Origin of the sequence: Aureispira sp. CCB-QB1 (assembly GCF_000724545.1) — a bacterium.
Taxonomy (GTDB): Bacteria; Bacteroidota; Bacteroidia; order Chitinophagales; family Saprospiraceae; genus Aureispira.
In genome coordinates, this window is the sequence record NZ_JHBV01000142.1 from 1 (window position 1) to 25,229 (window position 25,229).

20 protein-coding genes and 1 pseudogene are annotated in these 25,229 nt (G+C 36.7%); 17 read left to right on the top strand and 4 right to left on the bottom strand.

All coding sequences use genetic code 11. The features are described from left to right. Positions 1–2,762: pseudogene (locus CG11_RS27445) on the bottom strand (hypothetical protein); the annotation flags it as partial. A 524-nt stretch (positions 2,763–3,286) separates the two neighbouring features. Here CG11_RS27445 and CG11_RS27450 point away from each other — a divergent pair. The 3 genes from CG11_RS27450 (at position 3,287) to rluF (ending at position 6,311) form a co-directional block, all read left to right on the top strand. Continuing rightward, the gene (locus CG11_RS27450) at positions 3,287–4,582 is read left to right on the top strand and encodes a DEAD/DEAH box helicase (RefSeq protein WP_052600114.1); all 1,296 of its coding nucleotides are present in this window, start codon (positions 3,287–3,289) and stop codon (positions 4,580–4,582) included. Positions 4,583–4,853: 271 nt separating this feature from the next. After that, positions 4,854–5,045 (top strand): cold-shock protein, encoded by a 192-nt coding sequence (locus CG11_RS27455; RefSeq protein WP_052600115.1) that lies wholly within the window; start codon positions 4,854–4,856, stop codon positions 5,043–5,045. A 564-nt stretch (positions 5,046–5,609) separates the two neighbouring features. After that, positions 5,610–6,311 (top strand): 23S rRNA pseudouridine(2604) synthase RluF, encoded by a 702-nt coding sequence (gene rluF / locus CG11_RS27460; protein ID WP_076784557.1) that lies wholly within the window; start codon positions 5,610–5,612, stop codon positions 6,309–6,311. 36 nt (positions 6,312–6,347) lie between these two features. Here rluF and CG11_RS27465 read toward each other — a convergent pair whose 3' ends face one another. Beyond that, a complete protein-coding gene (locus CG11_RS27465; RefSeq protein ID WP_052600116.1) occupies positions 6,348–7,028 on the bottom strand; it encodes an FISUMP domain-containing protein in 681 nt (226 codons plus the stop codon). 621 nt (positions 7,029–7,649) lie between these two features. Here CG11_RS27465 and trkA point away from each other — a divergent pair. The 3 genes from trkA (at position 7,650) to CG11_RS27480 (ending at position 11,247) form a co-directional block, all read left to right on the top strand. Next, complete coding sequence (gene trkA / locus CG11_RS27470) at positions 7,650–8,990, top strand: Trk system potassium transporter TrkA (protein ID WP_052600117.1); 1,341 nt, start codon at positions 7,650–7,652, stop codon at positions 8,988–8,990. Continuing rightward, on the top strand, positions 8,990–10,453 hold the full coding sequence (locus CG11_RS27475) for a TrkH family potassium uptake protein (RefSeq protein ID WP_052600118.1): 1,464 nt from the start codon (positions 8,990–8,992) through the stop codon (positions 10,451–10,453). Before trkA ends, CG11_RS27475 begins: the two co-directional genes overlap by 1 nt. 221 nt (positions 10,454–10,674) lie before the next feature. After that, positions 10,675–11,247 (top strand): NUMOD4 domain-containing protein, encoded by a 573-nt coding sequence (locus CG11_RS27480; RefSeq protein WP_052600119.1) that lies wholly within the window; start codon positions 10,675–10,677, stop codon positions 11,245–11,247. Between the two features lie 100 nt (positions 11,248–11,347). On the opposite strand, the gene CG11_RS27485 is transcribed toward CG11_RS27480, so the two are convergent. After that, on the bottom strand, positions 11,348–11,755 hold the full coding sequence (locus CG11_RS27485; RefSeq protein ID WP_052600120.1) for a hypothetical protein: 408 nt from the start codon (positions 11,753–11,755) through the stop codon (positions 11,348–11,350). A 171-nt stretch (positions 11,756–11,926) separates the two neighbouring features. Continuing rightward, positions 11,927–12,400 carry a hypothetical protein gene (locus CG11_RS27490; RefSeq protein WP_052600121.1) on the bottom strand — a complete coding sequence of 158 codons (474 nt, stop codon included), beginning with the start codon at positions 12,398–12,400 and terminating at the stop codon, positions 11,927–11,929. Positions 12,401–12,858: 458 nt separating this feature from the next. On the opposite strand from CG11_RS27490, the gene CG11_RS27495 reads away from it, so the two are divergent. The 11 genes from CG11_RS27495 to pxpB all read left to right on the top strand — a co-directional run bounded on the left by CG11_RS27495 (position 12,859) and on the right by pxpB (position 25,223). After that, the gene (locus CG11_RS27495) at positions 12,859–14,517 is read left to right on the top strand and encodes a histidine kinase dimerization/phosphoacceptor domain -containing protein (RefSeq protein ID WP_052600122.1); all 1,659 of its coding nucleotides are present in this window, start codon (positions 12,859–12,861) and stop codon (positions 14,515–14,517) included. A gap of 62 nt (positions 14,518–14,579) precedes the next feature. Further along, positions 14,580–16,358 carry an acyl-CoA dehydrogenase gene (locus tag CG11_RS27500; RefSeq protein ID WP_052600123.1) on the top strand — a complete coding sequence of 593 codons (1,779 nt, stop codon included), beginning with the start codon at positions 14,580–14,582 and terminating at the stop codon, positions 16,356–16,358. A gap of 1,049 nt (positions 16,359–17,407) precedes the next feature. Further along, on the top strand, positions 17,408–17,728 hold the full coding sequence (locus tag CG11_RS27505) for a DUF6686 family protein (RefSeq protein ID WP_052600124.1): 321 nt from the start codon (positions 17,408–17,410) through the stop codon (positions 17,726–17,728). Positions 17,729–17,894: 166 nt separating this feature from the next. Then, complete coding sequence (locus CG11_RS27510; protein ID WP_052600125.1) at positions 17,895–19,067, top strand: lipase family protein; 1,173 nt, start codon at positions 17,895–17,897, stop codon at positions 19,065–19,067. Between the two features lies 1 nt (position 19,068). After that, complete coding sequence (locus CG11_RS27515; protein ID WP_052600126.1) at positions 19,069–19,917, top strand: SDR family NAD(P)-dependent oxidoreductase; 849 nt, start codon at positions 19,069–19,071, stop codon at positions 19,915–19,917. 80 nt (positions 19,918–19,997) lie between these two features. Continuing rightward, positions 19,998–21,539, top strand: a complete 1,542-nt coding sequence (locus tag CG11_RS27520; protein ID WP_052600127.1) for a class I adenylate-forming enzyme family protein — start codon at positions 19,998–20,000, stop codon at positions 21,537–21,539. A gap of 72 nt (positions 21,540–21,611) precedes the next feature. Beyond that, positions 21,612–21,956: a 5-carboxymethyl-2-hydroxymuconate Delta-isomerase gene (locus CG11_RS27525; protein ID WP_052600128.1), complete on the top strand. Its 345-nt coding sequence runs from the start codon at positions 21,612–21,614 to the stop codon at positions 21,954–21,956. A gap of 10 nt (positions 21,957–21,966) precedes the next feature. Further along, complete coding sequence (locus tag CG11_RS27530) at positions 21,967–22,476, top strand: hypothetical protein (protein ID WP_052600129.1); 510 nt, start codon at positions 21,967–21,969, stop codon at positions 22,474–22,476. 69 nt (positions 22,477–22,545) lie between these two features. Continuing rightward, complete coding sequence (locus CG11_RS27535) at positions 22,546–23,751, top strand: Nramp family divalent metal transporter (RefSeq protein ID WP_052600130.1); 1,206 nt, start codon at positions 22,546–22,548, stop codon at positions 23,749–23,751. Between the two features lie 57 nt (positions 23,752–23,808). After that, entirely contained in the window at positions 23,809–24,525 is a 717-nt protein-coding gene (locus CG11_RS27540; RefSeq protein WP_052600131.1) for a 5-oxoprolinase subunit PxpA, read from the top strand. Continuing rightward, positions 24,522–25,223 carry a 5-oxoprolinase subunit PxpB gene (pxpB, locus tag CG11_RS27545; protein WP_052600132.1) on the top strand — a complete coding sequence of 234 codons (702 nt, stop codon included), beginning with the start codon at positions 24,522–24,524 and terminating at the stop codon, positions 25,221–25,223. The genes CG11_RS27540 and pxpB overlap by 4 nt, the downstream gene beginning before the upstream one ends. The last annotated feature ends 6 nt before the right edge of the window (positions 25,224–25,229 follow it).

The following is a 25,229-nucleotide window of genomic DNA, read 5'->3' on the forward strand; positions in this document are numbered from 1 at the left end:
CCTTGACCACCGCCTCCTCCGCCACCACCGCCACCAGATCCACCAGATCCAGACATACCAGTAGTACCTTGCGTTCCTATAGTGTAACGACAAGCAAGGTGCAAACCAACAGCACCATCATTCCCTGCACACCCCGAAATTCCAGCAATACCAGAAGTACCAGATTGACCAACATTTGGTATACCGTTATTAAAAGCCAGACTATCTCCTAAGGTATTTCTTCCCCCTCCTAGTCCCCCAGAAACAGAAGCCCCTAAACCTGCCAATGTTGCAGAACATCCTGACGGTGGGCTGAATGGAGTTCCTCCACGTCCAGATGAACCACCAGCAGCGCCATCATCTGCATTACCACCTCGTCCACCACCACCACCAGCGCCACCATCGACAACACCAGCAAAAGCGCTTGCTCCACTTGCTCCAACACCAATTCCATTTCCAAGATCAGCATTACGACCACCACCACCACCAAAGAGCAAGGCAAACGATCCACAACTGGTTCCCCCAAAACCGCCATTTCCTCCAAGAACATTATCATTTTGACCATTCGGCAAACCATCTTGTCCATTGACACCTGCAAAACCGTCCATTCCTGAGCAGCCTACTACCCCATCTCCCCCTTTAGAAGCATCGCCAAGTTCTATATTTATCCTAGTAATATGATAATCAGACGCGTTATTCATATAAATACCATAGGTAGATGTTCCTTCAACAACAGCATCATCGGTTGTAATCGTAAAGTCTTGCAACCTAAAATTGCTACTTCCTATCACCTCCAAAGCCGTCAAGTTTCGATCATAATTAAGTATTCCTTGAGCATTATTATGGGTTCGATGAATGGTCGTTGCACCAACTTCTGAGGTTTTAATCCAACCTTGTTGCTCCATAAATCCTCCTTCTAGGGTTAGGTTTGTAGTAATTGTCAAAGGGTTATCAATATAATATATTCCTGTTGCCATTTTAATAATACTAGTATTGCATTTTCCTCGATAAAGTGCTTCCTCTAAGGTGACGGGGTCTATTGCCGTTCCCTGTCCCGTCGAGCTACCAGTTGTAGAAGCATAGATGATATTACAAGAATTAGATAAGGAAAGTCCAACAATGATAGATATAATTTTTGTATCCGAACAACCTGTACTAGGATTGGTTACCTCACAGAGAACGGGGTAAGTTCCTGCTTGCATTGGAACCGTAACAAGAGTGCTGCCTGTTGTGCCATTGACAGTTGTAGGTAAGGAAGCCATACTACCAAATAGTTCTGTAAAGGTAAAATTCATGCCTGTACTATTGGTTCCTACCGAAAGGGTCAAACTGCTTCCACCACATACATGAAAAGTATCCCTAGATAGATAAATCTCTGGCAATGGTAGAACAGTCACAACGACCTGATCGGTTGAGATACAACCATTATTATCTGTTGCATGAACCGTATAAGTAGTGTTCGTATTGGGACTTGCTATCGGATTCGGAATATTGGGATCGGACAATCCAGTACTTGGCGTCCATCGATATCCCACTATATTCGCAGAGGTTGTTGTTGCCGACAAATTGGTACTATCTCCTTGACAAATAGCAACATTGGGTCCTGCGTTAACAGGATTTTGGTTATTATTAATATGGATGGTATAAACATAAGAATTACTCCCTTTGTAAGGACAAGCATCATCTTCAACCGTTACCCAAAAATGATGTGTCCCAATATCGTGTATCGTTGGTGTCCAACAAAAGGTTCCCGTAATTTGGTTGCTAGAAGAACCTCCTGTCGCTGAGGATGTAAAGCTGCTATTAACGACTCCCATTGCACGTCGAAAAGACAATGTGTTATTGAGATTGGTATCAGATGCTACAACATCAAAACAGAATTGCCTTCCAGCACAAGCAGTAATATCATAACTAGAACTTCCCGATACTCCCGACAATGAAGGGAGTGCGTTATTGCAGTTCGATACTAAAAAAACAACATCTTGAAGGACAGAGCCAATAAGTACCCCATTCCTATATTCTTGTACTTCTACACAAAGCCATCCATGATCCAAACTTGTTGGCGTAAATCGAATTTCTCCTGTCTGAGCATCAATAGTAACTGGTACAGAAGCACCTAATGGTGCTGTACCCGAATAGCCCGACCTATATACCTTCGAGTGATTTGGAGCGTCTTCACAGTCAACCAAAGCATAGCTCAAAGAATCCCCCTCATAGTCAATCCCTCCAACGTTGTAAACCATTGTCTCATTCAAACAGGCTGTAAGCAATGGAGGATTCTCAAACGTAGGGCTAGTGTTACACAGTATTGGATTAATGTTCGCATAAGCTTCTACATAAGCTCCATTACCTGAACCTAATGTACTTCTACAACAATAACTCAAAGAGAAAACGACATCTGTACAAATATTCGGTATTATAACAGTTCCTGAGTACAAATGTTGCTCTACTCCGTAGGGACCTCTTCCTCTACAAGCAGATTGTCCAGAACAAGACGGCGTAATATCTTGTATAGCTATTCTCGACAGAGATGCAGCCCCTGTCAAATTACAAGAACTAGATACCCAACTTACAACTTGACTTGCTGGCAGACTAATTCCATTACAGTCTCGAAATACATTTATGCTAACTGCATAATGCATCCCTCCAACACTTGGTCCTAGGCAAGTGTACGTTATATTCCAGCCTCTAATATGTGTCGCATTTAATTCTAAAGAAGTTGATATAGTGCATAGAAGAATGCTTGTCCACAGGAGTAGACATCTTTTCAAAGAATGAATCATAGGGTAGTTATTTTAGTGCGTAAAAAAATAGTTTGCTGAAACTTGCTCGGAAAGCATTACACTTTCCTCAGTGGGTCGTTTGTTTCTTTTTGTTATAAAAATAGAACATATACAATGATCTATTAACAAAACGATAACACCTCTCAATACGTTGCTTGCCCTACTCAAAAACGCTCTTTAAATATCTAGTATAACAGTAGGCATTATCATTTTTTAAACACCTCTATTCATCTACACAAAGGATTAATTGAACGATAATTACAACAAAAAGCAAATTATACCAACAATTACACTACCTTTGTAACTTTATTAGGTTTTTCGTAAAACCACTAAATCTTAAATCTCACTGATACACCAACGATTAAGTGACGTTGTTTTTTATACAAGATTTTTAGTGAACGTTTACTGATAATCAACGTTCATTATACTAAGATTTGACAAAGTGTGTTTAGGTCAAAGGCGACCAATTGCCAAGTAATTTTTGCGTATTTTATGAAAACCTATACACTAACTTTATACAACGAATGACATTTGAAGATTTAAGAATAGTTCCTCCCATACTAAAAGCACTAAAAGCCCAAGGTTATACTTCTCCAACCCCAATTCAAGCTCAATCTATCCCTATTTTATTACGAGGCAAGGACTTGCTAGGCTGTGCTCAAACAGGGACAGGAAAAACAGCAGCTTTTTCAATTCCCGTTTTGCAAAACATCTACCTTGATCAACAAAATCCCCCTCGAAAAAAAGGATTTAGAAAAATAAAAGCACTAATCGTCACTCCTACCAGAGAATTGGCGATTCAAATTGGCGAGAACTTTACAGCTTATGCTCGTTACACCCATATTAAGAATACGGTTATTTTTGGTGGTGTAAAGCAAGGCAATCAAACACAGGCTTTAAAAAAAGGGGTTGATGTTTTAGTCGCAACACCTGGACGTCTTTTGGATTTGATGCAACAGGGGTTTATTAGCCTAAAGCACATTGAGTATTTTGTTCTTGATGAAGCAGATCATATGCTAGATATGGGGTTTATACACGATATTCGAAAAATTATTGCCAAAATCCCTGAAAAACGTCAATCTCTTTTCTTCTCAGCAACCATGCCTCCTGCCATTGTCAATCTCTCTCAAAAAATACTCGGAGATTACGACAGTGTTACCATCAAACCTGAGCAAGCCACAGCAGAACGAGTAGAACAGGCGGTTTATTTTGTTAGTAAATCTGACAAACGAAAATTGCTACTTCATCTACTTCAATCAGAACCCGCTCAATCGGTTTTGGTGTTTTCTAGAACTAAGTTTGGAGCAGACAAAATTGTTCGCTGGCTCAAAAAATCGGATATTAAATCAGCAGCCATTCACGGCAATAAGTCGCAAGGGGCAAGACAACGGACACTCAAAGAGTTCAAAAATGGTAAAATCGATGTTTTGGTGGCAACCGATATCGCTGCCCGTGGTATTGATGTAGATGAGTTGTCTTTGGTCATTAATTACGATTTGCCTAATGTGTCGGAAACTTATGTGCATAGAATTGGTCGGACAGGACGCGCTAGTGCTAGTGGTATTGCGCTCTCTTTTTGTGATAAGGACGAACGCACGTATTTAAGAGATATTGAAAAATTAATTAAGCAAGATATTAACGTTATTGAAGAGCACCCTTATGTAGAAGTGGTCACGGATGCTAGTCCTAAAAAAACACACAAACCTCAAGGTGCCCGATCCAATCGAAACAAACGTTCTGGATCTAATAAGAACTTTAAACACAAAAAAAGAAATAACTACAAAAAACATCGTTCATCTCCTAGCAGAAAAAAAGGTTAAACTACGGTTTGTTATCTGTGTAAACTGTCCTTATTATTTTATACTCAGTACCCTTTTGCCTTAGCTAAGCGTAAAAAAGTTAAGCAAAATTATATTTTACTGAATATACTATTATATTTGTAATGGAACATTTTAAAAATGGATTCTATCCGCATCAATAGTTGGCTTGTATTACCGATGTTACTCATTTGCGTAGAAAACTAATTGTTAGTGCATCAGAATACAATTTTAAACCAATCTAATCTCTTTTTATTTAAAATTTTTATTACTAATGAACAACGGAACAGTAAAATTCTTCAATGATTCTAAAGGATATGGATTCATTACTCCTGATGATGGAGGTAGAGATGTATTTGTCCATGCAAATGGATTAATTGACGAGATAGCACAAGGTGACAAAGTTAGCTATGATATCGAGGATGGTCGCAAAGGTCCTAATGCTGTAAATGTACGAGTAGCTTAGGTTGTTACTGCCTAACATAAAATTGTCAAAAAAGCCTATCAAGTACTTGATAGGCTTTTTTATTCTTAAAGCCACCACCACTCCTCTCTCGGATATTACTTTAGAACTACATTACCTACCAATCATTGGTCGTTGTTCTCAATAATTTTATTCAAATTTTGGTATCTTTGCCGCTTACTTATCTTCTATTTAATCTCAACAATTCTTGGTTTGTTTATTTTTTAATATGTTTTCTGCAATAGAATTGATAACAAGTTAACTATCATTGATTTATATTTGCTTTACTTGTTGGGTATTATGGAAATTTGTTATGACATCTGGCTAAGTTTTCGTGATTTTTTATAGTTGCGACCGAAGGGAAGCAATCCGAAGGACCTCTGGCATTATAAAAAATAGAAAATTAGTCAGTAAATGTCATGCAAATTGGAATATAAACCCTAGATTTTGGTTCTTTTATCAATGAACCCGAAGGCTCACGCAGTAAAAGAACAAAAAAATAGCATTTTCAGCTCTCATATTAAACTTTTTTACAAACCGAGAATAACTGATTTAATCTTTATAACAATGTCTGATCAATCTATAAGTTTAAACAAATATATTAGTAGTACGGGAATTTGCTCTCGACGTGAAGCCGACAAATGGATTGAGGCAGGACGTGTAAAAATAAATGGTCAAGTAGCCCAAAAAGGAAATCGAGTATACGAAGGTGACTCTGTGAGTATTGACAACAAAGCACTAAAGAGCAAACCCAAGTTGGTTTATATTGCGTTGAATAAACCGCCTGGCATTACGTGTACTACTGATTTAAAGGACAAAGATAATATCATTGATTTTGTTAACCATCCGCTCCGCATCTTCCCTATTGGGCGCTTAGACAAACCCTCTTCTGGTTTAATTTTATTGACAAATGATGGCGATATTGTTAATAAAATTCTACGTGAAGAGAATAACCATGAAAAAGAATACATCGTTACCACCAATCGTTTGATTACAAGTGATTTTATAGAAAAAATGAGCAATGGTATTCCTATTTTGAATACCACCACGAAAAAATGTACGGTTACCAAAAAAGGAAAAAAAACATTCTCTATTGTGCTTACGCAAGGTTTAAATCGTCAAATTAGGAGAATGTGCGAATATTTAGGATACAAGGTTGTTACTCTAAAACGAGTTCGCATCATGAATATTCATTTGGGCAATTTAAAGCCTGGATTATGGCGCGACTTGACAAAACAAGAATTTGATACATTGCAAAAAAACTTGTAACATGTGCTTCTAGTCATTCATTCCCCATACAAAACCTTAATTTAAAACACAACGACAGGATTGGTGAATGGTTTTATTAATGTGTGCTCGATTAATTTGATCGGAACGATGAAAAAGATACCGACTAATTGCTTCTGTAGTCGAATTTAGGGTCGATGTCCAGAAAAACGCATGATCTCCTAAATTTTGAAAAGCATTGGATTCGTAACGACCAGAAGGAAAGATAGAAAATGAGGCCGTATTAGACCCATTATCTCCATTTTTCCAGCCCATTTGCGATTTTAATCCCGATAATTTTAACAAAGTTCTTGCGCCTAAAACAGAAAGATCAGAAGGATCCATTCCCATTGCCTCTTCCAAGGCTTTCCAGTCAGAATCACTAGACAAATGCCATCCTTTGGGACAAGCTGTTTTTGCAGTGTTCCAATCATACAAACGCCCATATTCTTTACTGGGGTTGTTGGGATTCAATTGAGTCGATTCGACATCATAGCGTAAATTTTCCCCCATCCAATACTTTCCACCTAACTCTACAATGGGATACACTTCATTGTCTCTGACATCGTACATCCAAGTTGATTCGGCATTTAGACCATTCAACTTATTGTAATTAACCCCTTCATAAAAATAAGCATCAATGGTATCATTCTCTTGACAGCTTACTAAAAACAGGGGTATAAGGATTAATAATAATAAGATTTTATTGGTGTTCTTCATAATTGATAACGTCTAAATAGTATAGTATGGCTTTTATTTTTGATGTTTCAATTGGAGGGTTTATGAACTTCTTTTTATCCTAACTTATAAAACCTTACTCTCTTGCTTTTTAAGACGATCAAGGGACATTATACAAATATTTTTATTTCGTATAATCGTAAAAACAAGCAGCAAGAATCTAAAAATCATAGACATGAGTTTGGCGTTTGGGGATCACTGTCAATGATTATTAGAAATGAGTTGATAATAAGTTAAAAATGTTACTTTAAATAACTCTAAGGTTATCAATGACAATCACTATTTATTAAGGTAAATAAAAAAGTCAAAAAAATAAACTTTCTACTTCTTTTTCCACTTTAATAGCAACGAATTTAATAAAAAAGATAAAAACACTTAACACTGTTAATCAACACTTTAAACTTTTTCATTTCAACAATAATCCAATATAATTGTTTTATTTTTTGCTAAAACGATAGGATAGAATATGTATTTCATATTTTTTTATCGACTTTTGTAGCTCTAAAATATTTTTAAGTACCTAAATCCTTGATTTTTGTCAAAGGTTTTTGTACAAGATCAAAGTATTTGAATTCAAATACTGTTGAATTTTTATCATCAAATATGAAAATTATTATTGCAGGTGCAGGTGCAGTTGGATTTCACCTAGCGGAGTTGTTATCTAAAGAAAACCAAGATATTACTCTAATTGATTATAACAGTAGAGTATTAGAACATGCTGCTACTCACCTAGATGTAATGACCCTAAAAGGAGATGCTACCTCTACGAGTGTCTTAAAAGAAGCTCAAGCAAGCACAGCCAATCTTTTTATTGCGGTTACGACCTCTGAATCAACCAACTTATTATTGGCAATTTTGGCCAAACAAGCAGGAGCGCAAAAAACTATTGCTCGTGTCAATAATCCTGAATATTTTGAAGCTGCTCAATTGGAAAGCTTTCAATCTCTAGGTATTGATTCGCTTATTTCTCCGCAGCTACTCGCCGCTCAAGAGGTTGAACGCTTGCTAAATCAAGGTTCTTGTACGGATGTATTTGACTTTGAGAATGGTAAAATTTCTGTTGTTGGGTTTACCTTAGACAATACCTGTCCATTGATTAACAAGACCATATACGAAATAGACCAAGCCAATTCTGATTTCAATTTTAGAGGGGTTTCTATCTTAAGAGGTTACCAAACTATTATTCCTCATGGTAGTACGATTCTAGAAAAAGGAGATCATTTGTACATTGCGGCAGAACACAAAAATATAGACAAAGCTCTTAATTTTGCTGGTAAGCAACTAAAACCGATTAAACGGGTTATGATCATCGGAGGAACCCCTTTGGCTTTGCAAACCGCACGATTGCTTGAAAATCAATATGAGGTATCTGTTATTGTTCCTGACAAAGAAATAGGAAAACGTTTTGTAGAGAAATTGCACCACACCTTGGTTATTCATGCAGATGCTAGCAATATTGACGTTCTGAAAGAAGAAGGGCTTGCTAGAATGGATGCTTTTGTTGCTTTGACACCAAACTCAGAGACAAATATTATTACAAGCTTAATGGCAGAAGAATTAGGCATTTATAAAACAATTGCTCTAGTAGAAGATGTGAACTATACTCACATTTCCAAAAACATTGGGGTAGATACCATTATTAATAAAAAACTTATTGCTGCCAACAAAATATTCCGATTCATACGAAAAGGAAAAATCAAGGAAATCATCAGCTTGAATGGTGTTAATGCTGAAATTATAGAATTTGAGGTGCACAAAAAGAATCGACTGTTAAAACACCCTATCAAAGATTTGCACCTGCCTCAAAAGTCAATTATTGCAGGAGTTGTTCGAGGCAATGAAAGTCATATTCCTGACGGAGATTTTATGTTTCAGATTAATGATAAAGTAATTGTTTTTGCACAACCAGAAGCTATTCATCAAGTAGAAGAATTATTTAAGTAATGATTGATTTCGGTACAATTTCAAATGTAGTTGGTGTTTTATTAATCAGCTTAGGCTGTTTTATGCTAACAGCGCTCCCCTTTTCTTGGTATTTTGCTAGTGGGGATGCTCTAGCCATATTGAGTGCAGCAGGACTGACCATTGTCGTTGGCGGTTTGTCTTGGTTGTATAAATTCAAAACAAAAGAAAATGTTGGCAAACGAGAAGGATATTTAATTGTTGTGATAGGATGGCTCTGTATGTCCTTATTCAGTATGTTCCCTTACTTGTTTAGTGGCGTATTTAATACCTTTAGCGATGCTTTTTTTGAGAGTGTTTCTGGGCTCACCACAACGGGAGCCTCTGTTCTGAACGATATTGAAGCGGTTCCTTATGGGATTCTATTTTGGCGGAGTTTAACCCAATGGATTGGCGGTATGGGAATTATTGTCTTGATGGTCGCTATTTTTCCTCTATTAGGTATTGGTGGCGTCGAGTTATTTGTAGCAGAAGCCCCAGGTAGTTCCTTAGAAAAAATACACCCTCGGATCAAAGAAATTGCCAAACGCCTGTGGTATATCTACGCAGGCTTAACAACACTACTTACCTTTATCTTGTGGGCTTTGGGCATGACCTTCTTTGATGCTATCAATCATGCGCTGACAACAATGGCAACAGGAGGTTTTTCTACCAAAAATGCTAGCGTAGCGCACTTTACGAGTCCTGCCATACAGTATACTATTCTAATTTTTATGTTCCTCGCAGGAATCAATTATACGGTTCTGTATTATGGCTTGGTTGGAAAGTTCAAAAAGGTTTGGGGAAGCGATGAATTCAAGACCTATATTATTTTAGTTTCTATTCTTATTGTTGGAGTAACGTCTACTATTTATTGCTCCACCAACTATAGCTTTGAGCAATCGTTTCGAGATGCTACTTTCCAAATTATTTCTATCATAACAACAACAGGTTTTGCCTCCGCAGATTATACCTCTTGGACACCAGGACTCAGCTTATTGTTTTTCTTTTTGTTGTTTGTTGGTGCTTGCGCAGGATCTACTAGTGGCGGAATAAAACTAATTCGACACCTAGTCTTTTTTAAGAATTCTTTTTTAGAATTCAAACGCCTACTGCATCCTAACGCCATTATTAGAACCAAAATAGATGGTCGAATTGTACCCTCTACCGTGATGACACATATCTTGGTGTTTTTATTGCTTTACTTGATGTTGTTCTTCTTTGGTTCCTTAGTAATGGTGATCATTTTGAATGATTTTGACCGTCCTTTGTTGTCTGCCATTAGTTCGGTAGCGACATCCTTAGGAAACGTAGGACCAGCTTTGGCTGATTTAAGCCCTGTAGATAATTTTGCGGCGGTTCCTGCTTCTGGAAAATGCTTTTTGACGTTCTTAATGTTATTAGGTCGCTTAGAATTATTTACGATTCTAGTCATCTTCACACCTTATTTTTGGAAAGCCAATTAAGGGCATTTTATCAGGTATAAATCAGCTTGTCGCAATAGATAAGAAAAAAAACTACTTATATAGATCGCTTTAAAACCTTATTTAAAAATAGTAAAACTTCAATAGTATTTGTATATTGCACATAGATAAATACTATTTAGAGTCCTTTTTTTAATTATACACACATCCAATTTAATTCCCTACCACAAAAGGACTTTGCTATGATAACATACTAATATTAAATGGGAACAGAAGTTAAAAGCTTTTGGAACGAGCGTTGGGTTAAAATCCAATGCAAAGCTCCTACAAAGCAAAAAGATTACTATTTTTCTGATTATGGGCGCATCAAAAGCGTTGATAAATTAACAGAAAAAGAAACCTTGCTGAAAGGGTCAATTACCATACAAGGCTATCGCCAAGTAAATATGAAACTCCAAGATAATCTTAGGCAAGGTTTTTACATTCACAAATTAGTCGCTCAAGAATTTTGTGTGCGAAAAAGCGAAGAAGCTAAATTTGTTGTTCACTTGGACCGTGATAATCTCAACAATCATTACGAAAACTTGAAATGGTTAACACAACGAGAAATGACGGATTTTCAAATCGAGAACGGTGTTTACAAACCAGAAAATCGAAAACGCCCTTCTCATTGCAAAATGAATCCTGATCGTGTTCGATTGTTAAAAAGACGCTTAAAAGAAGGTAAAACAAAGAAAAAAATCTTAGCTAAGAGCTTTGGTATTACCGTAGAACAACTCCGCAAAATTGAAAAAGGTATCGATTGGAAATATGTTACCTTAGATGACGACGAATAAAAAATGCTTGTATAATAATCCGCTATGCCACGAGGTATTTAGCGGATTATTTTTTAAGTATAAAATGTTTTTTTTAATATGAAAACATTGAGATAATCGCTTAATGTCGAACAAATCTCCTCCTAATTCTCACGATCTCTACTAAGATAGCAACTCCTAGCATAAACGTATACAGAGCTATTAAAATCGAAATAGGGGTTTGAGCTTCTCCTGGAGACCAATCCAAACAAAAGATGATAAGAAAACATACTGCTGAAAAGATAGGAGCAGACAAACCTATCTTTTGTTGTTCTGGGAAATGCAACTTACGAGCCACAATATAGACTACCAAACCAATCAAAGAACCAATAGGTCCTGTTCCTATAATTGTTTCAATATCATCTATAGCCAATACAGTAGCGAGTGCCCCAAATCCCCCAAGGACAAGCATTCCTCCTATAACGATGCGTTTGTGTTTAATCGAAATCTCATTTTCCTCAACAGGGAGTTCATCTAATATTTCTTGCATGTTTTCTTTTAAACGAAAGTAAGTGAGAACAAAATAAATTAATCATCAATTGGGGTATTTTTAAACTACTAATTTTGCCCTTCTACTTAAATGACTAATGAAGCTATATTAAAATGCAAATTATCGACCTTAAAAGATCTATAATTTGCATCGTTTGTTGTAGTATTCATCTTATTTAACTGTAATCTCTTGCTCTAAAGTAGGATCAAATAAACCAACTGTTTCTTTTACATCCACTTCTCCTTTAAAAAAGAACCTCACCCCTTTTATCTTCGCACTTTCAGGGCTATCTACTCCCCATTCTTTGAGAGACTCTACCAAATCCATGTCATCGACAAAAAACGCACAAGTGCGTACTCCACCAGACTCTATGCTTTCTGGAAATTTATTGTAATCATCTCCATTTGCAATATCTGTACACTCCTCCTCTCCCAAAATAATCTCTTCTTCCATTCCATCATCATCTTCTCGCTTGGCATAAAAAGTCCCCGTAGCTCCTACCACCGTAATTGCACTGTCAGCTTTGATTCTCAACGTAGCTTTAATCATTGGGTCATTAAAAGGAAATGGATTTTCAATCCATCGGTAATCTAACTCAACCCCTGTCTTTCCGACCATTTTTTTCATCTTATCAAAAAATCCCATTCTATTTTTGTATTTAGTGTTAACGTAAAGTGTTCATTGTAAGCAACCGATAGAAATTACCACAAATTGACGCATATCCTTCAACAATATAAACAGCCGTCATTTGTCCTACTCTCAATCTTCTTTTGTACTAATTTTCTATCTTTAAATATACACTTTTTAAGATAAAAAAAAGTTTCCTTAACTATTTTTACAAAAAAGACCTTCACTGACAACAAAGCTATACTTTTCATTACTAATAGCTTAAATATTAAAAAGTTTAAATTACAATTGTTTTACCCTTTTTTTACACAAAAAACATTTAGCCTTCTTTACATTCTAAAATACTTTAACTATATTTAATTATTCCTATCTTACTTTACTGAAGGTAATTTTCACCTCCCCCTCCCTTTTAAAAAACCAAATAGAATCGATTAACTGATGTTTTATAACATTAGTATAACCATTCATTTTTGGAGATGTTTATACAGAGATTTCTATTGGTATTTTTTTTGGTTCTTGGATGCTTATGCAAAGCATCTACACACCCCCTTACACCAAGAATTGAGCAGTTAAAGAAAGATATTACGAAACTGACTTACGAACATCAATTCAAAGATGCACAGATATTAGTCCTAGAATATCTAAAGCAGGATGATCTAAAACCTGTCGAAATTTTTTATGGCTATTTTTTACGAGCAGACATCCGAAAATCGGCAGGAAAATCAAAGGAAGCGATTCGACTACTGTTAGAATCTAAAGAATACCTCGAACCAATCAAGGACAAAGCTATTTTTGAGTCTTTGATTTATGGAAATGTTAGTGAGTGCTATTTTAACTTACACAATCATATCAAAGCAAAAGAGTATGCACTTCGATCCATCGAAACTAGTCCTAATAAAAGCCTCCGAGGAAGTGGTCATGCGGTTAACAATCTTATTTTAGGATATAGTAACTACAAAGAAAAAAACTATTCCCAAGCCCTTTATTCTTACCAAGAAGCCATTAAGCAATATAAATTATCGGGAGACATCTGCGAGTTTCCTCTATGTTACAACCGAATCGCTGCCATATACTGGGAACAAGGTAAACTTGATCTTGCGCAAGCAGCTCTACAAAAATCTTTTTATATCAGCGATTCTTGTGATATTGATCAATATCGCTTGTTATATTATTCGGCTTTATTGGAATATTACAAATATCAAAAAAACTATAAGAGGGCACTAGAATTGTCAGATACCATTGCACAATTAAATGCCGTCATCTACAATCAACGACAAGAGGAACAGTTGCACGACTTGGAGATAAAGTACGAAATGGAGCTGACTCAAAAGGAAAATGAACACTTAAAAAAAAGTGCTCGAATCAAAGAGAGTGACAATCAGTTTCAGTTTATGGTGCTGATTAGTTCTATCCTTGGTTTGCTAATTTTATTAATTTTGGGACTCTCTATGCTAAGAATTCGAAACAAAAAAAATAGTTTACTCAGCAATCAATTGAAAAAAATTGAAGTTCAAAATAAAGAACGAGAAGTACTACTCAAAGAAATCCATCATCGAGTAAAAAATAACCTCCAAGTTATTACAAGCCTTTTGCATCTCCAAGCCAATCAAAATAGTGATCATAGCATTCAGAATCTATTCAAACAAAGCCAATATCGAATCAATACAATGGCAATGGTTCATGAAATGCTCTATCAATCCGACAACCTTTCTAAAATTCAGTTGAAAGCATACCTCGAAGAACTAACTTATTCTCTAATTGGCTCCATCAAAGACGAACAGCAAACTATTGTAGCTCAAATTGAAATTCCTGAAATCATTCACTTGGGTCTAGATACTGCTATTCCTCTCGGACTCCTCTGCAATGAAATTATTACCAATGCGTTGATCCATGGTATCCCTAAAGGAGAAAATGGCAAGTTATACATTCGTATAAAAGAATTGGAGATACCTTCCTTTATTTTATATATTGGTGACAATGGAGTTGGTTGTCCCAAAGATTTAACGTTAGCTAAAATTAGCACGCTTGGACTGAATTTGGTGCAAAAATTAGTTCGTCAGCTCTCTGGAGATATTCAAAAAGATAGCTCTAAAAAAGGTTGTCACTACATTATTACCTTTCAAGAAGTGGAGTAATAAATCATAAAAATGATTATATTGAGTCATCACGAATCTACAAAACACTCAATTAATCTTCTATGAAATTCTACAGCAAAAAAAATCTACATTTCCTTCTAAACGATGTTTTTCAAATTGAGTCTCTATCTCAATATCCTTTTTTTAAAGATCACAATATAGAGACTTACACCATGGTTTTGGACGCTTGCACAGATTTATCTACCCAAAAACTTCGCCCTATTTTAACTGAAATGGATCGCAACGCCCCTGAATTTACGGATGGACGCATCAAAGTGCATCCTGCTATGAAAGAATTAATGCAGGCGTTTGGAAGTGGTGGCTGGATCAACTCTCCTCTATCCTACGAAGAAGGCGGTCAGCAGATGCCTTATATGATTTTTAATGCTACTTTATTCATTATGGGAGCAGCCAACTACTCTGCGACGGTCTATCCTTTTTTGTCTGCTGGGGCAGCGAACCTTATCCGAAGCTTTGGTACACCAATACAAAAAGCCACTTACCTAGAAAAAATGTACAACGGCACTTGGCAGGGAACGATGGCCCTGACAGAACCTGAAGCAGGAAGTTCCCTAGGAGACATTACAACATCTGCTGAACCTACTGATCATGGGTATTACAAAATAAAAGGACAAAAAATATTCATTTCCTGTGGCGATCATGATGGAGTAGAAAATATTGTTCACCTGATGCTAGCAAGAATCAAAGGTGCCCCCAAGGGTTCGAAAGGTATTTCCTTATTTATTGTTCCTAGAATGCGTCCTGATGCCGATGGTCATTTAGAATTTAATGACGTTACAACAGGTGGTATTTTTCACAAAATGGGTTACAAAGGTGCTCCTATTGCGCATATTATTACAGGAGAACAAGACGACTGTAGAGGGTACTTGGTTGGCGAGGCTAATAAGGGGTTGTTCTGTATGTTTCAAATGATGAACGAAGCTCGAATTGCCGTTGGTTTTAATGCCGCATCAATTGCTTCAGCCGCATACTACGCGGCTCTCCAATATTGTCGTGAACGCAGTCAAGGAAGACGGATTGGGAGCAAATCTACTCAACAATCTTTGATCATTGAGCATGCTGATGTAAAACGAATGTTACTCTTTCAACGTTCCGTTGTAGAAGGTAGTTTAAGTTTATTAATGGAGTGTTCTCGGTATGCTGACTTGGTTCGAGTGACAAAAGGTGAAGAACAACAGAAGTATGATGCCTTATTGGGTTTGTTAACTCCTGTCGCCAAATCCTATCCTTCTGAAATGGGTTGTTTGAGCACAAGTGCTGCAATTCAGTGTTTGGGGGGCTATGGTTTTACAGAGGACTTTTTGCCAGAACATTTTTATAGAGAGGCTAGAATTCATCCAATACACGAAGGAACAACGGCTATTCATGGCATGGATTTGTTGGGTCGAAAAATTGCAAAAGATCAGGGTGCTACCCTACGACTTCTAATCGCTGAAGTGACTACCACAATCGAAAAAGCGTTTGCAGTTGAATCCCTGCAAAAATATGCGAATGACTTAAAAACTACTTTGGAGAAATTAGTCGATACAACTATGAATTTGAGCATGCTTGGGATGCAGGGACAACTAGAAGCCTTTCTTTCCGATGCAACGCTTTACCTAGAAACTTTTGGCACCGTTGTCATTGGCTGGCAATGGCTCAAACAAGGATTGGTTGCTACTCAAAAACTTGATGCGAATGAGGATGCATTTTACCAAGGTAAGTTATATACCATGGAATATTTCTTTGAGTATGAACTCCCCAAAACTAGGGGCTTACTCAAAACGCTAAAAAGCCAAACTAGTGTGACCGTCGATATTCAAGATGGACATTTTGATTAGTGTTTATAGAAATTTAACTGGTACAATAAAAAAAGCCTCTCGGATTTGCTCCAAGGGGCTTTTCTTATACCAGTATTTGTCAATTTTCTTTGTGAAATACTTTCTTTCTTACAAATCAAAGATACTTTCTTTCCGATTATTAATCAAGCATTTCTCATTTTCACACACATTCACACTAAATGAAAAATAATCACCCCTAGAATAAGCCGATAAATTAATTATTTCATCAATCGACAATGAAGTTCCTTCGTTTTGAAGGATCATTGGATTAAAAGGCGCAACTAGTTCCTGCAATTAATATGATTCGGTTCATAGGTAAAAAGTTTTGTTTATAAATTAAAAAGTATATAAGCAATGATTCTAAATGGGCTTGTACATGTAGTACAAAAACTACTCGTATGATATGATTCTATTGGCTTTTTAGGTGGAATACATTTTCTAATTATCTAAAATATCTTCCCTTTTTTCTTTTTTATCATATAAAATAAATATAGCCATTCTTACTAACAAAAAACAAGAAGAAACCACAAGGGCAAATAAATTTCTATCTATAACAGAACAGCATAAGCAGTAAAAAAGTCATAAAAAGTGTTGCCACTAAAGGGAGACTACTCTTTGTTTTATGCCCACTGAATTTCCAACAAATATCAACTAAAAATTCTCCTAGGTGTAAAAAAGCTCTACCATAAGGCACCTATTTTACATTCATTTTATCTTTAACATTTTCCTTAACATAACGATTCATATCAATTGCTATAATAGATGTGTTGGAAGCAAGTTGATATGGGAGAATTCAAAAAAATCTACACAAGCGAATCAACGCTCAAGAACTTAGCAATAGCGGAATTATAAAGACGGAAACCGTAATCCTGTATCAATTGGGTTCCTATTCCTTCTCATTTTCTTTCTCTAAAAAAGAATAAGCAATATAGAGTTTCGTCTTAAAAGATGGAAGATATCAGTCTTACATTTTGTAGAGAACATTTTTTAAATTTCATTTAAAAAGCCTACATTTGTTTAGATTTAATCTAAATAAAAACAACAAAAATATGTGCCAACACACCACTTTAGCTCAAAACTCAGACGGATTCATCTTATGGTGCAATGAATGTTCGGTTTATAGAGTACATTTTAGCTCGATTGTAATGGTTCTTGATTGCAAAGGTTTAGAATCTTTCAAAAGTAGTTTGACCAATTGTTATCAAGAAAATAGGCGTCATAATATTCCTAAAAATCAGAAATATTTATTCTTCAATACCCAAGTAGATGGCTTGCAACTTTGGTTCTCTGTCCAAGATGTTGGTTCCTTGCTTTCCTTATTACAAGAAGCAGCGTTATCCCATTGCGAATTGAGTTACTATCAGCCTTAAACTTCATCAAAATCAGCTTTTTAAGCTTTTCACAATAGGCAACTGCGCTATTTTTTTATTAAATTTGGCAAGATTTTAGGATACTACTAAACATCAAATAATAATTTATCCAATCAAAGACGCTGACTTGTCAAGGAATTGACAAGCATTATCAAAATGCACTATAATGAGATGTTTACTTTTTGGACTACTACTTTTAGCTGGTAGTACCTCTTTTGCCCAACTACGTGAAGGTTTTGACCCCGATGAAGTCAAAGCGTTGATTGCCATGTGTAATAGTTACACATTTCAAGATTTGTATGGTTCTGATGCCCAAATTACACCTAAAAATTATCAAAAAGTATTCACCTCTCCAACAATTGGAATGGATAATAAATTCCAAGTATATACTAAGGGCACCGTTGGGGTTATTAATTTTAGAGGCTCAACCAATCAAATTGTTAGTTGGGTAGAAAATATGTACTCTGCTATGATTCCAGCCAAAGGCGTGATCACCTTGGATAAAGTAGAACACCCCTATTGCTTCGCCCAAGATACAGGTGCAGCCGTACATTCTGGATATGCCCTAGCAGTCGTTTTGTTATCTCCAACTATTTTGGAACAAATTAGTCAACTCAACCAAAAAGGCATTTACGACATCTTAATCACAGGACACAGTCAAGGTGGTGCCTTAGCCAATATGACACGCGCCTACTTAGAAAATTTGCCCAAAGGTACCTTATCTTCTAAAAATGTTTATAAAACATATGCTTTTGCCAACCCTATGTGTGGTAATAAAAATTTTGCGGAAGAATACTATGCTCGCTATTGCGAAAATAATATGAGTTACACCATTATCAATCCTGCTGACTTGGTGCCATCTATGCCCATGCATTATCAAGAACAAGGAAAAATCTTGTCTAAAGAACGCCTAAAAGCATGGATTTTTGGTCAAGAGTCTTTTGATATTCGAAAAATTGGTTTGGAAATGGTGATTAGAAAATTTGAAAAAAGCTTAAAAGACTATGTGAATTCTTCCAACCGATTGATTGAGAAAATGGTTTCTACTTCTTATGGATCGGTTGACATGCCCGACTATATCCGAGATATTAATTATTATCAAGTAGGCAATATTAGAGAATTACAGCAGTTTCCCTATCCCAAAATACAATTGGATTCCAATACTTTGACAGAAGAACAACTCGCAAAATTAAAACCTGCTGAAGATGGCAATTATTACAAAACAGAACCTAACTTTTATCAACATAAACCATACAATTACTACACGGCTATTCTAAGAGAGTATTTTTCTAGAGATTATAAGAATTTAGAGGTCAAGTACCTTCCTGAAAACCTATAAAATGCCTGTGTCTTATCACTTCTTAGAATACTTGCTCTTTCCCCCTAATTGGATAAATCGATCCAAGCTAAAGCAAGCTGTTCAACACAGAACCATACTGATTACTGGAGCTAGTTTTGGTATTGGGGAAGCAACAACTCAATTCTTAGCCACCTACGATGTACATCTTGTTTTAGTAGCCCGCACAGCTTCTAAATTGATGGCTTTAAAAGAAAGTTTGAGTCAACACAAAGCTACTATTAGTATTTATCCTACTGATTTAACACAGACAGCAGCTGTAGAGCGATTAATAGAAACCATCCATACACTCCCCAATGGCTTGGATTTTATTATTAGTAATGCAGGACACTCCATTCGACGACCAATTCGACAATCTCTAGAACGATTTCATGATTTTGAACGTACGATGGGCATTAACTACTTTGCTCCTGTTCGTTTGCTCTTAGGTTTACTTCCTTTGTTACAAAAACGGCAAGGGAAAATAATTAATGTTTCGGCGCTCAACGTTCTTTTGTTGCCTGCTCCACATTGGGCGGCTTACCAAGCCTCCAAAACAGCTTTTGATCAATGGTTTCGTTCTGTTGCTCTTGAAATAAAAGCTACTGGCATTTCCTCTAGTAGTCTCTATTTGCCATTGGTTAGAACCCGTATGATTGCGCCAACAGAAGCCTACCAAAAAGCTCCTGCTATGTCTCCACAACAGGTTGCTTTAATCATTGTTAAGCACTTGTATCAAAATAAACGAACTTGGATGCCTTGGTGGGGCTTTTTTGCTCGACTAGGGTCTTTTTTATTTAGAGGGCTTTGGGAATGGAGTGTTCCCTATTTTTTGAAAAAAGATTCATTCTGAGTGTATTGCCAAATTTTATTATCTTTATCATTCTTGTTGATACTAATTCTCAGATTGGTTTATTTTAATTTCAGCTAAGGATGTTCCAAACATTTAAAAAGCTATACCAAGCAAACTTAACTACTCCAATAGGATTCTATCGGTTGTTCGCTTCTATCCTCCATTCAAAAACAAACTTGATGGTCTTGTTAGAATTTGCAGCCCGTACTTATCCTGATAGAATAGCGATTGTCGAAGGAACCGAACAAATTTCCTACAAAACATTATACCAAGAAACCCAGCAACTAGCCGCTCAATTACAGAAAGAATACCAATTTTTAGCTGGTCAAAAAGTTGCCTTGCTTTGCAAAAATCACATTCCTTTTGTGCAAAGCCTTTTTGCTCTTTCTATGTTGGGAATAGATGTTTACTTACTCAATGTTGCTATGAATACGGATCAATTTGATTTTTTGATAAAAAAACACGCTTTTAATGCCATCATTCATGATCGTAATGGAGAAAAACTGATTCTAACATCCAATTTTAAAGCAACTTGTATTCCCACTCATTCTTCTACAACAGGTTACAGCATTCGCCAATTGGCAAAACAAGAATTCCCCAATCGTTATCACTTAAAAAAAAGCAGTGCGGGAAAATTAATTATTTTAACAGGTGGCACAACAGGGAATTTCAAAACTGCTGTAAGAAAGCCCTCTGTTTTTAATTTTTTAAATCCTTTTTTTGCACTCCTCAATCAACTTAACTTGGGCAACTATCGCTCTGTTTATATCTTAACACCCCTTTACCATGGCTTTGGGGTTGCTGCATTATTAATTTCTATTATTTTAGGAGTTAAAATTATATTGAGCCAACATTTTAAAGCAATCTCAGCGGGGCAGAAAATGCGAATGCATCAAGTAGAAGTACTTGTTTTGGTTCCTATCATCCTTCAGCGGTTATTACAAGAATTACAAGAAGATCCCAACTTATTTGAATACAACAAAGTCATTTTATCGGGGGGAGCTGTTTTGAATCCAACACTTGTTCAAAAAGCCTCTTCCTTAGTTCCTAATCAATTGGCTAATTTATATGGCACTTCCGAGGCTGGATTTTGTGTAATGGCTACTAGTAACGATTTGGTAAAATTTCCAACTAGCATTGGCAAAAAAATTAAAGGGGTCAGCATTAAAATACAAGATAACAAGCAACAAGAACTACCCTTTGGAACCGTTGGGATGCTTTGTGTCAAAAGTAATTGGACCATGTCCAATAAAACAACTCAATGGATTGAAACAGGCGATTTAGCTTATATCAATTCCTCTGGATATTGTTTCTTGTGTGGGCGTGTCGATGATTTGGTCATTTCTGGTGGAGTAAACGTCTATCCTATCGAATTAGAACATATTTTACTACAACATCCTGCTGTTTGGCAAGCTGCAGTTATTGGTATTCCTGATGCAGAGTATGGACAGCGGTTAAAAGCCTTTGTAAGCTTGCAAACCAAAAGTATATTAAGTGCTTCAGAGCTTCGAATTTGGTTAAAAGGAAAAATTTCTGGTCCCCAAACACCCAAAGAAATTGTATTTTTAGAACAAATTCCTGTTACTAGTTTGGGAAAAATAGATAAGAAAAAATTGTCTTAACAGAAGGATGATTTTCTGCACATATTTTGTAAGTTAGTAATTCTTTAATCGTTCACAATCAACATTTAACTTATGCCGCATTTCGTATTAGATTGTTCTTCGAATATTATCCAACAACAGCCTCCTGAAAAAATTATGCAAATAGTTTATGAGGCTGCCAATGCAACAGGATTGTTTGCCCCTGAAGATATTAAAGTTAGAATCAATCCGTTTCAATATTACACCGTTGGCAATCAACAAAAAGATTTCATCCATGTCTTTGGAAATATCATGGAAGGTCGAAACAAGCAACAAAAGGCGCATCTTTCTAAACAAATTATTCTAGCTCTTAAGCCTTTATTTCCCACTATTCCAATTCTTTCTATCAACATTCGTGATTTTGAAAAAGCAACTTATTGCAATAAAACCATGGTATAACTCAGCTTGTATGAAACATATTTTATCCATACTATCTCTTTTCTTTCTCTTGGCAGCTTGTAGCAACGAAACGGCTTCCACATCAGAAAAAAATACAGCCAACAACCTTGAAGTAGATGAATCTACTTCAAAAACAGCAGCGCCCAATACAACAGAAACAAATTCTTTAGCAACTAAAACCAACTCTCCTTTAGAGGACTATGTAGGTGTGTATACTAAGAGTAGGCACGATAATGCTTGGTTGGTAAAACTTCTTTTTGTTCAAGATCGTCTAGAAGCCACTTTATTTGAATTTGAAGGCATGCTTCCTCCCCCAGCAGATTTTACAGCAGATGCAACAACCACAGACAATGCAATGATTACGTCTCTCGTTTTAGATGTTGATTTAACAACCCAAACCTTTACTTCTGAATTAGGAACAGGGCAATTAGATGGCAATCAAATTGTCTTTGATCATCAAAAAGATTTATTGGGTGATCCACTCCGTTTAGAACGAAATGATGCCTTTAAGATAGAATAGAGGCTAGTTTTTTCTAATTTTTAGCCAAATCCACGAAGTAAAAATACACTCCCCCATAATTATCATCGTATGTTAGCCAAACTCAAAGAAATCGGACCAGGTGCCTTAGTCGCGGCGGCTTTTATAGGACCTGGAACTGTTACAACTGCAACGATTGCAGGCAGCAGTTATGGGTATACCTTGCTTTGGGCGATTCTATTTTCAATTATTGCCACCTATATTTTGCAGGAAATGACGGCACGGCTAGGGCTCATCGGAGGTATGGGGCTAGGAGAAGCAATTCGGCACAAAATACAACATCCAATCCTTCGATACTTTGCTATCTTTTTAGTGCTTAGTGCTATTTTGATCGGTAATGCAGCCTACGAAGCAGGCAATATAACAGGAGCTGTTTTAGGGATTGATCATTTTGCAGTTGGGCTGCCTTTCAACCCTTTGATTTTAGTTATAGGTGGGCTTACCTTTGGCATTTTGTTTCTAGGGAAATATGTTCTTATTGAACGTTTTCTAATCTTATTGGTTAGCTGGATGGGGCTTGTTTTTTTAATTGCTGCTATTGCTGTTCGTCCTAATTTAATGGCCATCATTAGTGGCTTGTTCCTTCCTAAATTGCCTGACAACAGCTTGCTAATGGTCGTTGGATTGATTGGTACAACAGTCGTTCCTTATAATTTATTCTTGCACGCTGCATCTGTTCAAGAACGTTGGAACCATCCTAGTCAACTCCCCCATGCTCGTTGGGATTTATTTTTTTCCATTCTTTTGGGCGGTTTGATTACAATGGCTATTTTAACTACTGCTGCGGCTACTACACAAGGAAAGAACATCCAAAATACCAATGATTTAGCTAGTGGCTTGGCACCTCTGTTGGGCAATTGGTCCACATGGTTTCTAACTCTTGGATTCTTTACCGCAGGTTTGTCCTCTGCAATTACAGCCCCCTTGGCAGCTGCCTTTGCCACATCCGAAATACTAGGCTGGAAAAAAGATTTGCAAAGCTTTAAATTTAGAATTGTTTGGATGCTTGTCTTAACAACAGGTCTCCTGTTTTCTTGCTGGGGCTTCCAACCCATCCAAGTCATTACTTTTGCACAGATTGCTAATGGGCTTTTATTGCCAATTATTGCAACGTTTTTGCTTTGGATTATGAATGATGTAAAAATTATGGGCTTGCAAGTAAATTCTGCCAAACATAATTGGATGGGAGGACTTATTATTATCATAACATTATTACTAGGAATGAAAGGCATTTATGCTGCAAAAATTTGGTTTTGAGTATTCACAATTATAAAAATTAACAAGCCAAATAGTTCTTCAAAAAAACAAGTAAACATGGACATCAACTGCGATATGGGAGAAAGTTATGGGCATTTCAAAATTGGTCAAGATAACGCTTTATTTCCCTATTTATCGTCTTGTAATATTGCTTGTGGTTTTCACGGTGGTGACCCGTTGACATTGCAACAAACTATTGAAGCTGCCATTCGTTATAAATTACGTATAGGCGCTCATCCCTCCTACCCCGATTTGGTAGGCTTTGGTAGGCGTACTATCGCAATGTCTAAAGCATCACTTTATGCAAGCATCTTGTATCAAGTTGCGGCACTAAAAGGAATGGTTGAAAGCCTTGGCGGTCGTCTAAGCTATGTCAAACCACATGGAGCCCTTTACAACACCATGGCACATAAGCTCTCTGAAGCCCTTCCTGTTCTAGAAGCAATTCAAGCATTAGATCCCAACTTAGCACTAATGGGCTTAGCCAATAGCCCCTTAAAAGATTGGGCAACGGAGCGAGGAATTGCATTTATTGCAGAAGGTTTTGCTGATCGGCGATATTGTTCTAATGGGCAATTAATGCCTCGATCTGCCAGTGGCGCTGTTATTACCCACCCACAAGAAGCCGTGAGTCAAGTTCAACAAATGCTCACCCAAGGAAACGTTGTGACAAACGATGGACTACTCCATCTTCAAGTACAGAGCGTTTGCATTCATGGCGACAATCCTGCTGCCTTAGAAATTCTAAAAGCTTTAAAAAACAGTTTTTTATGATGACCATTAAAGATTATGGGGATCAAGCTATTTTAATAGAATTTGAGGCCATTATAGATCCTGCCATACACCAACAAGTCTCTCAACTTCACAAAGCCTTGACAAGCCAAAAACATACTGGAATTAGAAGTTGTATACCAGCCTATCATTCTCTAACCGTTTGTTATGCTCCCACACTGATTCCTAAGAAAAAATTAACCGACCTTATCCACTTCCTTTTTAAAGAAAGTACTTCTATTGATCACCCCACCTCTACCTTATCCATTCCAGTTTGCTACGAAGCACCTTTTGCACTAGACATGGAGTTCGTTTTGCAACAAACCCAACTTTCTAAAAAAGCGTTGATTCAATGGCACACTCAAACAATCTACCAAGTTTATTTATTAGGTTTTTTACCTGGATTTGCCTATTTGGGACGGGTTCCAGAACAACTCTTTTGCCCCAGAAAATCACACCCTCGATTAAAAGTTCCTAAAGGAGCTGTAGGATTAGCTGGTTATCAGACAGGTATTTATCCTTCTGCTTCTCCTGGTGGTTGGCAAATTATCGGTCAAACCCCCATTTCTGTTTTTGACATCCAACTTGAACAGCCTTTTTTATTTGAAGTAGGCAACCAAGTTCAATTCAAAGCCATTGACAAATCTGAATTTGAAGCCATTAAAAACAATCCTCAACGTTGGCAATTCCACACCTCATAACAATAC